The organism is Flavobacterium sp. UBA6135, from assembly GCF_002428305.1.
Lineage (GTDB): Bacteria > Bacteroidota > Bacteroidia > Flavobacteriales > Flavobacteriaceae > Flavobacterium.
Genome location: NZ_DIVJ01000029.1, coordinates 16,790 through 28,978 on the forward strand (window position 1 = coordinate 16,790; position 12,189 = coordinate 28,978).

The following is a 12,189-nucleotide window of genomic DNA, read 5'->3' on the forward strand; positions in this document are numbered from 1 at the left end:
AGGAGAAGTACTTCCCAAAAAAGGCTATGGTTAAAAACCTGATATTTGTTTTATTTTTATTCTGTCAATTCCATCTATTTGCACAAGTGGGTGGTCAATCAGTTTATCAGTTTTTAAATTTAATGACCTCACCAAGACAAGCTGCTTTGGGCGGAAAAACCATCACCCTTTTTGATTATGATGTGAATCAAGGCCATTTTAATCCGGCTTCCATCAACAGCGAAATGCACAATCAGTTAGCGGTGAATTACGGTAGTTATTTTGGCGAAATAGCGTATGGAACAGCTGCATATGCTTATACTTATGATCGTCATTTACAAACATTTCATATGGGTGTAAATTATATTAACTATGGAACTTTTGAAGGAAGAGATGAAAATGGATTAGAAACAGCTGATTTCACTGGAAGTGAAGGGGCTTTGTCTTTTGGCTATTCTTATAATATTCCGTTTTCAAATTTTTATATTGGTGCCAATGCAAAGCTGATAACTTCAACCTTGGAAAGTTATACCTCTTTTGGTGGAGCAATTGATGTGGGTTGTATTTATATTGATGACAGAAATGATATAAATTATGCATTGGTCATTCGGAATTTTGGAACCCAATTTGTAACCTATGCCGGAACTCGAGAAAAATTGCCTTTTGAAATCATTGCAGGAATCTCGCAAGAGCTGGAAAATGTTCCCATCCGTTGGCATTTGTCGTTAGAAAATCTTCAGCAATGGAATGTTGCTTTTTCTAATCCGGCTAGAGCAGAAGGTACTTTAGATGGCGGACAAAATGAAGAAAAAGTATCGTTTTTTAATAATGCCCTTAGACATGTGGTTGTTGGAGCAGAACTTTTTCCCGAAAAGAAATTTAATGTTCGTGTAGGTTATAATTTTAGAAGAAGTGAAGAATTGCGAATTTTAGACCAACGCCATTTTTCAGGAATCTCTTTTGGAGTCGGACTTCGGATGAATTCCATTCGTTTTGATTATTCGTATTCCAGATATACTGTTGCAGCAAATACCAGTTTATTTGGATTAATGATTAATTTGGATTAGGAATGGAGTTTGGAGAAAATAGAAAATAGAGAAAAGAAAATAGAGAAAAGAAAATAGAGAATGAACCTTAGTTCCTTTGTAACTTAGCACCTCAGTACCTTAGAAAAATGAACAACATCACCATCGCCATCGACGGATTTTCATCCACAGGAAAAAGCACTTTAGCCAAGCAATTAGCTACACATTTGGGCTATGTTTATGTGGATACCGGAGCAATGTATCGGGCAGTAACCTATTTTGCAATGCAGCATCATTTGGTTTCTGAAAATTTTTTAGATAAAGAAGGTTTGATTGAAAAGTTGCTTGAAATCAAACTTCATTTTCAGTTTAATGCTGATTTAGGTTTTGCAGAAATGTATTTGAATGACGTGAATGTAGAAAATGAAATTAGAACTATTGATGTTTCTAGATTGGTAAGCAAAATTGCCGAAATCTCTGAAGTTCGAGCAAAATTAGTAGAACAACAACAAGCCATGGGAAAGAACAAAGCTATCGTTATGGATGGTCGAGACATTGGAACAGTCGTTTTTCCGGATGCTGAATTGAAGTTATTCATGACTGCCAGTGCTCACACACGAGCCAAACGACGTTTTGATGAATTAGCAGAAAAAGGTCAGAATGTTTCCTATGAAGATGTGTTGCAAAACGTTCAAGAAAGAGATTATATCGATACGCACCGTGATGATTCACCTTTAGTAAAAGCCAATGATGCCATTGTAATTGACAATTCAACCTTAACCAAAAAGGAACAATTTGATTTGGTTTTGGATTTAATCCATAAATTTTATAATTAAGTTCCATCATTTTCATTGATAGGACAATCAATACTTTCCATTTTTACGTATATGATTTTCAGGAATCAATTTGTATTTTTGAAATTATAAAAATTTACTATGAAAATTGTTATATCGCCAGCCAAATCATTGGATTACGAAAGTACGTTACCAACAAATCAATCCACTATTTCTTGTTTTTTGAAAGAAGCAAACACAATCAACCGTCAATTGAAAAAGCAAAAGCCAAAGCAATTGATGGAATTGATGGACATTTCAGATAAATTGGCCGATTTGAATTGGCAACGCAATCAGGAACGTGATTTGGATAATTTTACACCTGAGAATTCACGCCAAGCTATTTATGCTTTTAATGGTGATGTATATATTGGTTTGGATATTAAAACACTTCCCACAGAAAAATTAGACGTTTTACAAGACAAACTCCGCATTCTTTCCGGATTGTATGGATTGTTGAAACCCTTGGATTTGATGCAACCGTATCGATTGGAAATGGGAACCAAATTATCAGTTGGCAAAAGCAAGAATTTATATGAATTTTGGAAAACCAAAATCACCAAACAATTAAATAGCGAACTTCAAAAAGACGAACTTTTTATTAACCTAGCCAGTAACGAGTATTTTGATGCGGTGGATGTAAAAGCCTTGAAAGTTCCTGTAATCACACCCGAATTCAAAGACTACAAAGATGGAAAATTAAAAATGATCAGCTTTTTTGCCAAAAAGGCGAGAGGCATGATGGTGCGATACATCATTGATACGAATGCCGAAACGATTGATGATTTAAAAGGTTTTAATTATGAGGGTTATGCGTTTGATGGGAATTTGAGTAAGGGGGATAGGTTGGTTTTTACTAGGTAGGTTTGTATTAGTTTCAAGTTTCAGGTTTCAAGTTATTGTATTCTAAATAAATTTTTCAGATTAAAATTTCTATTTATATTGTGTTTATTATACTTCTGATTTCATGTTCCAATTATAGAGAATATAAACCGGTATATTTTGACGGCAATGAATTAGTTGAAAAACCTAACTCTTTAAATCTAGAACAAATCAAAAATTTAATTGAAGTGCTGAATTACTACAAAGTAGATTACAAATTAATTGATGGTAAAATTCATTTGCGTAACAATCTTGACAAAGAATTAATTTGGAATTATACCAATAAAGCAAATGATTCCTTATGGTTGTTGAATCATTAAGTTGATTTTTTTTTAACTCTAGTCTTTCATCTCCAAAAAATATCCAATTCCATGCACATTCGTTAACTTCATTGAATCATCGCCTTAATAATAAACTTAGATAAAAAGCTTTAAATTACTAATTAACAAAAAACATTTATTTTTCGTTAACAATAATTTCTGCCACCGCTTCCACATAACTTCTCGGATTTTGAGCTTTTTTAATCTTTTTCAACGTCTTTTGTGGGTTGGAGAAGGACGTGGAAAAGTATTCCCAAAAACCTAACATTTTCATTTTGATAGGCGTGGGACCTGAAAGAGCGGCATCGTATTCTTGGTAAATGGTATCATGAAATTCTTTGAAGATTTGCCATCGGTTGCTTGGGTATTCCGTCGTGTTGTTTTTAATCATGCTCGGCAAAAACGGGTCGGCAATCAAACCGCGACCAATCATGAAATGATCAATGCTTGGGAAACGTTCTTGCATTTCTTTGAACTTGGCAACAGAAGTGATGTCGCCGTTGTAATAGAGTTTGTGTTTGGTGTTTTCAGTACAGCGTTGAAAGGCTTCTAAATTCACACCGCCATTATACAATTGCTTACCAATTCGGGCGTGAATCGCAATGTTTTTAAGCGGATATTTATCCAAAATCGGAAAAACATCTAAAATTTCTTCAGGATGTTCGTAACCCATTCGCATTTTCATGGAAACAATGACGTCGGTTTCGTTGTGAACGCGGTTTAAAACATGGTCAATTCGCTGAGGTTCGCAAATCAAACCGGAACCCATTCCTTTTTTGGTGACCATCGGGTAGGGACAACCTAAATTCCAATTCAGTTCTTTGTAACCCAACTCCTGAATGTATTTTACAACAAACAAAAATTCATCGGCATCATTTGTCATCACTTGCGGAATTAATTCAGACACTTTATTGTTTTCCGGCTGCAAATCGCGTTGGTAAGAATTTTTGATGACCAATTTGCCGTCCAACCGAATGTACGGAGCATAAAATGTATCAATGCCACCAAAATACTGATGAAACGCATTTCGAAATCTGAAATCGGTGAAACCTTGTAATGGTGAAGATAATAGGGTAGGACTCATGTTTGAAATTGAGACGTAAAGATAAGTGAAAAGGAACTAATTTTATTCCAACTCAATTTTATCCAAAACCAGTTGAAAGGATTCGTTCTTTTTGTTACCGATTAAAAAGACAATTTCTTCAAAAGAAGTACTATCAAAATTCGGTAAATTCAAGGTTTGGCCTCTAAACGAAGGATATAAATCACTCAGTTTAATTTCGATGGTTTCCCAATTACCTGATGTTTTGAATGTAGTGATGTATGAGTAATAGGAAGAGGCTTTGTCTTTTATTCGAAATTGGTAATCCCTGCCATCTCCTTTTAAGAGAATACGTACTTTGCTGTCTTTCGATACCTTAATTTTTTCAAATTGGTAACGAACAGAAGAAAAACCGCCGTTGTTTTCTAACGAGACTGTTCCCGCAAAAACGCCATTTCCATCGGAATCAATAGAAAATTTTCCTTGGGATAATCCGCCCATGACACCATCGTCAATGATTCGCCAATCGCGTGGGGAGGAATTTTTGTTGAAATCGTAGATCATTGTTGTGTTTAAAATTGCCATGAGTAAAACTAAACCTGTTTTCATCTCTTATAATTTTTTTATAAAAGTAAGTGTATTAAGTTTTTGCTTTAACCGATTTAACAGAGTTTTGTAAAGCGTTCAATAAATATTCTATTCTAATTCTTTCATATTTAATATTTTTCGCAAAATCATTTCAAAAGTTGCCTCTGTTGGAAAAGGCATGTTTGAATTATAAATTTTACCTTCGGTATCAATTAAAATAAATCTTGGAATAGATTCAATATTATAATCTTTTACTAGTTTTCCACTATCATTAGCATGTAATTGCAAAACTGATTTTGATTTTAATTTTGCACTTACAAACCATTTTTTAGTATCCTTATCAGTACTCAACGCAATAAATTGAATATTTTCTTTTTTATACTTAATGGCCATTTTTTCAAAATAGGGCGATTGATAGCGGCATGGTCCACACCAAGTTGCCCAAACATCAATTACAATATTTTTTCCTTTAAAATTTGATAAATTAATAAGTTTTGCATCTAAATTGGTTGCTATAATCTCATCAGCTATTTTCCCTCTTCCTAATCTTTCATAGGTTTTAAAAATATGAAGAATATTTTTATTGAGTTTTGTATCAGTTATTTTATTCGCATAATTTTCAACTAATTGCAATCTATTTTCAGAAGAATTGGCTTCTTTAATGTTGTTTTTTAAATAATAAAAAAGCAATCTATTTTTGAATTGACTTGGTTCTAAAATAGAAATAGCTTCAATTTCCTTCAGGTTTTTATCAATATCTCGTTGATCCTCTTTAGTAATTTCATAAAGTAAGTAACTTAAATAATTTTCGTTACCTATTAAAGATTCGTCTTGCAATGTTATTTTTGATTTCAAAAATTTTATATCATCAATTATAACTGTTTTTTCATTTGGAAACAAAGCTTTTCTTTTATCTAGAAATTGATTGAGAAGATTGAGGTATTCAACAGTAATTAATTTTTTTTCTTTTTCGATAAAATCTTGTTTTGGCATATAATTGTCTGCTGTTTTAAAAGTAGTTGCCGCGTTATATCGATCTTCCCATTCATCATATAATTCTTCTTGTATTTTTTTTGAGTTATCTAAATTGACATTTTCGTTAATTTTATAATTTAAATAACTCCAACTAAAACTATTACTCTTTTTATAAACGTTTTCCGGAAATCGTGAGCCAGATAATTCAGTTTTTAATTCATTATTCATAAATACAACCGAAGCAAAAACACTATCATTCGAAGCAAATAATAGGTCTACCGGTAAAGAATTATCAATGATTATTTTATAATTATCCAACGGAATTTTGTTGCTTAAAACAGTATGAAATTTATTGTTTCTAATTTCTAAAGCGGCAAGTGTATCTTCTATAATTGGATGAATTAAGTAGGCTTTTTTAAATTTTGTTTCACTTATAATCTCACCGGCAATTATTGTATTTTCATTTAACCTTACTTGATAGGTTTGTGACAAGAAAAAATAGGAAAATACCGTTATCGCAATAACAAGCAAAGAAATAATCAATCTTTTTTTAGAATAAAAAAATGCTCTGAAAATAGATTTAAAGCTATACCAATAATAACCCAAAAATAAAAAGAAAAGGGCTCCAATAATACTGATTTTTTCAGTAAATAACAGCCAATTCCCTACTTGGCTACCTTCTGGATACTTTGAAACTCTTTTTAAAATTTCAAAAGGGAACCAGTCTGGTATTGTAATTAAATTGGATGCAATTAAGAAGCCTAACAACAGAAAAAAACCAATTAATACCGACCAAATATAACTTGAAACTTTGACTGCTAAGAAATATTGAAAAGCAGTTAAGAATAAACTTGCGATAAATAATCGGATGAAAACATGTATTAAATGAAGAAACGGCAAGTTGAATTCTGCCACTTCGGGAGCTTCTACAAACAAATAAATTAATAGCGTAGATAGTATACTAAAAAATAAAAATGAAAAAATTGCAATGCTGTTTGCTATCAAAACAATACAGAATTTAGAAAAATAGATGGATGTTTTTTGCAGTGGAGTGGTTTCCATAAGTTGCCAACCACCATTTTTATGATCTAATTGAGCTATTTTACTTGTAATTAAGATTATTAACAACGGAAAAATAAAAACGGTAAAAGAATCAAAAATATCATTTAAGTGTTTCGTAAATATATTAAATGAAAAAGCTTCGGGTTTGGCTGTTGCTTCTTGATTAAAAATATAAATTATCGAATAGAGTAATGGTATAATCAATCCAAAAATTAAACTCATGGTATACAAACCAGAACCACGCTTTTTTATATGTTCTCCTTGAATGGCAGTGAATAAGTTATTAAAGCTATTTTTCATTTTAATTTTCAATTAAGTTCATGAACCACTCTTCTAATCCTTCAAGTATTTTAACTTCATAAAGTAGTGCACCTTCATCGATTAATTTTTTTATAAAAGCGGGAATTTCTTCTTTAGCATTCAATACAACGGCTATTTTATTAGCTTCGTTTAATTGTGTTTTAATTCCATTTTCATTTAATTTTTTTTGCCAATCAAAAGCATTGTCAATAGTTATTTCAATTTTACATGTATTAAAACTTGTGGACAGTTGATTCATTGTACCTTCAAATTTTAATTTCCCTTTTGCAATGATGCCAATATGTGTACACATTTTTTCGATTTCACTTAGCAAATGACTTGACACAAAAATTGTTACGCCTTTTTCTTTGTTTATTTTGATTAGAAGTTTTCTTATTTCAACAATTCCATTTGGATCTAATCCATTAACAGGTTCGTCTAAAAATAACAACTCTGGCTCGCCTAAAAGAGCCATTGCAATTGCTAATCGTTGTTTCATTCCAAGTGAATATTGTTTGGCTTTTTGATTTTTTACGTAGGTTAAATCAACTAAATCAAGTACTTCACTAATTTTATCGGGATTAATATTCCTAATTTTTGCAATATATAATAGATTATTGTAACCTGATAAATGAAGGTACAAAGCAGGACTTTCCACTAAAGCACCAATTTTAGAAAATATAAATGGAGTTTGTTCCTTTAATCCATTCCCAAAAATTTTGATTGCATTTTTATCATCAGGAATGATTCCAGTTAACAGCCGCATGGTCGTAGATTTACCTGCACCATTTGGACCAAGAAATCCATATATGCTTCCTTTAGGAACATTAATTGATAAGTTTTCAATAATAATTCTATGCTTTGAATAGCGAAAATTGAGATTACTAGTTTGTATGATATATTCCATAGAAAATTATTGATGTAGGTAAAAATAAGAAAAAATCCCAAACTCAAAACTTGGAATTTGGGATTTTTAAAAAAGTACGTTACTATATTACTTTAGCTATTCTGGTGATTTAGTTTCCGATGAACTATCAGTAGCTTTAACATCCTCCACTTTATCTTCACCTTTCAAATACGTTGGCAAATTTAATCCTGCCATGTTGAATAAATCATTCAATGGTGGTACCGTTTTCATCATACCCGAAACAAAATTGGCAGTAGAACCGTTTCCGTCAGCATTGTTTCCGGAATCCCAAACCGTAATTTTATCAATTTTGATGTTTTTCACAGCTTCAACTTGTGTTTTTACTAATTCTGGAAGTTTTTCAATTAACAACAATTGGAAAGCTTTTGTTGGATCGCCACCGGCAGCATTCACCACTTCACGGTAACCCTCTGCTTTAACAACAACACACATTTAAATGGATTGGGAGGTTTTTTAGACGCAATTTATTGGAGCAGCACAGAAGCATCTGTTAGTACCGTTTTCGGAATCAACTTCTCTGACGGAACTTTAGTTGAGATTCCAAAAAACAGTACGATTGCCAAAACTCGAAAGTGTATTTATTTTTAAATAGAGTTAAATAAGACTAGCATCACACAAATAAGGCCTTCTATTATTTGTGTGATGCTATATGTTTTTTTATTGCTTAAAGAAAAATAATCGTACCTTAAACCGTACTTACTATTTTGATTTGTTCCAAAATAGCTTCATTTGTGACAGAAAAGGGTTTGTGTTCGCGAATGCACGCATAAACTTCATCAAATAAACCATTAAAATTTCCTTTTTGGGAAGGAATTCGTTCTATAATGGTAGTGTTGTTTTCATCAACATAAGTCAATTTTCCCTCTTTGCTTTCCAGTTCCAATCCAAAATCAGGATGATTCGGAGCCATTCCTGCCATCAATTGATTTTCTTGTTCGTCACAAAAATCTTTGATGAAACTTCCTTTTGTTCCGTGAATTATAATTCCCGGCTGAACGTCAAGTGCGTGCAAACTAACGGTTATAAAAGCATTCACCTGATTCTCAAATAAAAGATGCACAAACGCATAATCATCCACCAAAGTGCCGTTGCGATACATTCCTTTTTGAACATAATGCTTTTTAGGTTTAACGAAAATGGAAATCGCTTGGTCAATTAAATGCGAACCTAAATCATACAAAATGCCGCTTCCGGGCAATTCATTTTCTTTAAATGCTTTCGCACTAATATCGGGGCGAAAGCGATCAAAACGCAAGTGAATTTCAATGATATCTCCTAATTTCCCCGATTTTATAATTTCTTTTGCAGCACAAATATCACTGCTCCATCGTCGGTTTTGATAAATCAAAAGTTGTTTGTTAACTGATTGGGCTAATGCTATTAATTCCAAAAATTCTTCAGGTGTAGTTGTTGCAGGTTTTTCTAATAAGACATGTTTTTTAGCTTGCAAAGATTGTTTAGCCAATTCAAAATGCGTGTTATTGGGCGTATTTACAACTACCAATTCAATCGAATCATCAGCCAAAAGTTCTTTCAGCGAAGCATAACTTTTCACATCCGGAAAATCCTGCTTCGCTTTTTGATTATTGCGTTCCAAAGCAGCATACAATTCAAACCCCTTATTAGTGGCCAAAAAAGGAGCGTGAAAAATCTTTCCGGAAAACCCGTAGGCTAAAAGGGCTGTTTTGATGGGGTTCATATTTTAAGGTAATTGTTTTATTCTTTTAACTGAACTGTCATTGTGGCAGGGATTTCAAATGTCTTGTTATTAAATGGAATTTTAACAACAAGATTAATTGAATTATCATTAATAGATTTAGGAATAAATTCGTAATTAAATTTAGTTAGATTACATGTACCTACTTTTTTTCTTTTTCCATCTTCAATTTCAAAAATTTCATATTCAGGAATTTCAACATTGTAAGTTTGAAAAAGCATAGCTATATTGTTTTTTTTTCCAACAGTTAGAACATTGTCATCAGGGATTCCAATTAGTATTTGAGAATAAAGAAAATTTTCCTCGTAATCATCTAAAGAATCTTTTAAAATTTTATTTTGATTCTTCAAATCTGAGATTTGTTCTTCTAACTCTTGCACTGTAATAGTATTTTCATTATAATTTTTACAGCTTATCATCATCATTACTAATGCAATCAAGAAAATATTTTTCATTTTATTTATATCTTTTATTTAACATTCACAAAACCAACTCCGCATACAATCTTTCAAAAGTGCTATCTAAATCAAAACTCAAACCCGTATGAGGTCTTGATGTTTGTATGCTCGAACTCTTCACGGCGGTTAACCATCTAAACCGTTCTGCCATATCAAAAGCAGCAATCGGTCCACCGTCTTTTTTACCGGAACAGATTTTTGAAAAAGCGTCTAAATTTATTTTTAGTTGGGATAAATCAAATTCAGCATCTAGTAATCGAATTTTTTCATCCGGAATTTCAACCTGAATCCGTAAATATTTTTGATGTTTACAAAAAACCATCAAACCAATATTAATGAATTCCTCACGTTCCACCCTTGGTACAACGCGGATTACGGCGTACTCATATAAGTGTGGTGCGGACATCTTGTGCTTGTTTTAAAAATACGGATGCATTGGCCAATCGGATGGACAAAAATTGAAAATAAACTTCTTTTATTTCAGTGGGTGTTATCGTTTGATCTTCCCAAAGTAACCACTCTTCCGGAATTTGATTCACAATTTCACGTAAAACTGTATCGTTTAATTTCGATATAAATTCGTTGTTTACTTCCTCCAAACGACTCGCTTTCGGTAACAAAACGTGGTCTTTAATCAAGGAAAACGGAGTCAACGCATTGGCTTTCCAATTATCCCACGAATGATGAAAATAAAAAGCCGCACCGTGATCAATCAACCAAAGTTCTTTTTTCCAAATCAATAAGTTGGTGTTCTTAAAAGTGCGGTCAACATTGGCAATATATGCGTCTAACCAAACTATTTTGGAGGCTAAAAGGGCATCACAATCATTCACAGTAGCATCAAAAGTTAATGCTCCCGAAAGAAAATGCAAACCTAAATTCAACCCTTGACTGCCTTGCAACAAATCTTGAATTTCCTCATCACCTTCGGTTCGTCCAAAAGCTTCATCGAGAGTAGCAAAAACCAATTCAGGAACAGGTAAACCCAAAAACTTTGCAATTTGACCACCCAAAAATTCAGCAATCAACGCTTTTACACCGTGACCGGCACCTCGAAATTTTAAAACATACTTAAAATCATCATCGGCTTCAGCCAATGCAGGCAACGAACCACCTTCTCGTAAAGGAGTAATGTAGCGGGTAACATTTACCGTTCGTAAATTAGTGTGCATAAAATTGGAATTTCAATAACAAAGATAGTGAAAACAAAACCGCCTCAACGTAACAGACAACCGATAATAGTTAACTATTCATCCAGCAAATCCGGTCGTCTATTCTTCGTATGCTCATACGCTTGATTCTCACGCCATTTATCAATTTCACCAAAATTCCCACTCAACAAAACATCAGGCACTTTCCAACCTTTGTATTCTGCGGGACGTGTATAAATAGGCCCAGATAATAAGTTGTCCTGAAAACTATCTGTCAAAGCCGAAGTTTCATTGCTCAAAACACCCGGAATCAATCGAATAATCGCATCACTCAACACCGCCGCACCCAATTCGCCACCCGAAAGCACATAATCACCAATCGAAATTTCTTTCGTAATAAAATGATCGCGAACTCGTTGGTCAACACCTTTATAATGCCCACAAAGAATTATAATATTGTGCAACATCGACATCGAATTGGCCATTTTTTGATTCAGCGTTTCGCCATCCGGAGACATATAGATCACCTCGTCATAGTTGCGTTCACTTTTCAATTTAGCTATGCAATCGTCAATCGGTTGAATCGACATCACCATTCCGGCACCGCCGCCAAACTGATAATCGTCCACACTTTTTTGCTTGTTGGTCGTATAATCACGCAAATTATGCACGTGCACTTCCACCAAACCCTTATCAATGGCACGTTTCAAAATCGATGCCTCAAACGGACTCTTCAAAAGTTCAGGCAAAACCGTGATAATATCAATTCGCATAGATATAATTTTTTGGCAAAAATACTTATTTTTCAGAAGGTATCCTGGCATTTTACTGCAAGTTTTTTTCAAAAAAAGATTTGCAAGCCTCAACAAGAGCTCCTAAGTGGCTACACAAAATCAATAAAACTAATTTATTTTTTCAAAAAAGCTTTC

General features: G+C 33.1%; 13 protein-coding genes and 1 pseudogene. 4 read left to right on the forward strand and 10 right to left on the reverse strand.

What is annotated here, in order from left to right; all coding sequences use genetic code 11:
* Window positions 1-26: 26 nt before the first annotated feature.
* From porQ to B3L86_RS07845, 4 genes are all read left to right on the forward strand, one after another.
* Window positions 27-1,046, forward strand: coding sequence for a type IX secretion system protein PorQ (gene porQ, locus B3L86_RS07830; protein WP_291117300.1), 1,020 nt, complete (start codon window positions 27-29; stop codon window positions 1,044-1,046).
* Between the two features lie 107 nt (window positions 1,047-1,153).
* Window positions 1,154-1,840, forward strand: coding sequence for a (d)CMP kinase (gene cmk / locus B3L86_RS07835; RefSeq protein ID WP_291117303.1), 687 nt, complete (start codon window positions 1,154-1,156; stop codon window positions 1,838-1,840).
* 99 nt (window positions 1,841-1,939) lie between these two features.
* Window positions 1,940-2,701 (forward strand): peroxide stress protein YaaA, encoded by a 762-nt coding sequence (gene yaaA, locus B3L86_RS07840; RefSeq protein WP_291117306.1) that lies wholly within the window; start codon window positions 1,940-1,942, stop codon window positions 2,699-2,701.
* A gap of 80 nt (window positions 2,702-2,781) precedes the next feature.
* Entirely contained in the window at window positions 2,782-3,039 is a 258-nt protein-coding gene (locus B3L86_RS07845) for a hypothetical protein (protein ID WP_291117309.1), read from the forward strand.
* 136 nt (window positions 3,040-3,175) lie between these two features.
* On the opposite strand, the gene B3L86_RS07850 is transcribed toward B3L86_RS07845, so the two are convergent.
* From B3L86_RS07850 to trmD, 10 genes and pseudogenes are all read right to left on the reverse strand, one after another.
* Window positions 3,176-4,123, reverse strand: a complete 948-nt coding sequence (locus B3L86_RS07850; protein ID WP_291117312.1) for a tRNA dihydrouridine synthase — start codon at window positions 4,121-4,123, stop codon at window positions 3,176-3,178.
* A gap of 42 nt (window positions 4,124-4,165) precedes the next feature.
* On the reverse strand, window positions 4,166-4,690 hold the full coding sequence (locus B3L86_RS07855) for a CIA30 family protein (protein WP_291117315.1): 525 nt from the start codon (window positions 4,688-4,690) through the stop codon (window positions 4,166-4,168).
* 87 nt (window positions 4,691-4,777) lie between these two features.
* Complete coding sequence (locus B3L86_RS07860; RefSeq protein ID WP_291117318.1) at window positions 4,778-7,006, reverse strand: redoxin family protein; 2,229 nt, start codon at window positions 7,004-7,006, stop codon at window positions 4,778-4,780.
* A gap of 1 nt (window position 7,007) precedes the next feature.
* Complete coding sequence (locus B3L86_RS07865) at window positions 7,008-7,913, reverse strand: ABC transporter ATP-binding protein (protein ID WP_291117321.1); 906 nt, start codon at window positions 7,911-7,913, stop codon at window positions 7,008-7,010.
* Between the two features lie 96 nt (window positions 7,914-8,009).
* A pseudogene (locus tag B3L86_RS07870) lies at window positions 8,010-8,351 on the reverse strand (flotillin family protein); the annotation flags it as partial.
* 268 nt (window positions 8,352-8,619) lie between these two features.
* On the reverse strand, window positions 8,620-9,633 hold the full coding sequence (locus B3L86_RS07875; RefSeq protein ID WP_291117324.1) for a Gfo/Idh/MocA family protein: 1,014 nt from the start codon (window positions 9,631-9,633) through the stop codon (window positions 8,620-8,622).
* A gap of 17 nt (window positions 9,634-9,650) precedes the next feature.
* Window positions 9,651-10,106, reverse strand: a complete 456-nt coding sequence (locus B3L86_RS07880) for a hypothetical protein (RefSeq protein WP_291117326.1) — start codon at window positions 10,104-10,106, stop codon at window positions 9,651-9,653.
* Between the two features lie 25 nt (window positions 10,107-10,131).
* On the reverse strand, window positions 10,132-10,515 hold the full coding sequence (locus B3L86_RS07885; RefSeq protein WP_291117328.1) for a DUF3037 domain-containing protein: 384 nt from the start codon (window positions 10,513-10,515) through the stop codon (window positions 10,132-10,134).
* Window positions 10,493-11,281: a HipA family kinase gene (locus B3L86_RS07890; protein WP_291117331.1), complete on the reverse strand. Its 789-nt coding sequence runs from the start codon at window positions 11,279-11,281 to the stop codon at window positions 10,493-10,495. The genes B3L86_RS07885 and B3L86_RS07890 overlap by 23 nt, the downstream gene beginning before the upstream one ends.
* A 74-nt stretch (window positions 11,282-11,355) precedes the next feature.
* Window positions 11,356-12,033: a tRNA (guanosine(37)-N1)-methyltransferase TrmD gene (gene trmD, locus B3L86_RS07895; RefSeq protein WP_291117334.1), complete on the reverse strand. Its 678-nt coding sequence runs from the start codon at window positions 12,031-12,033 to the stop codon at window positions 11,356-11,358.
* Between the last annotated feature and the right edge of the window lie 156 nt (window positions 12,034-12,189).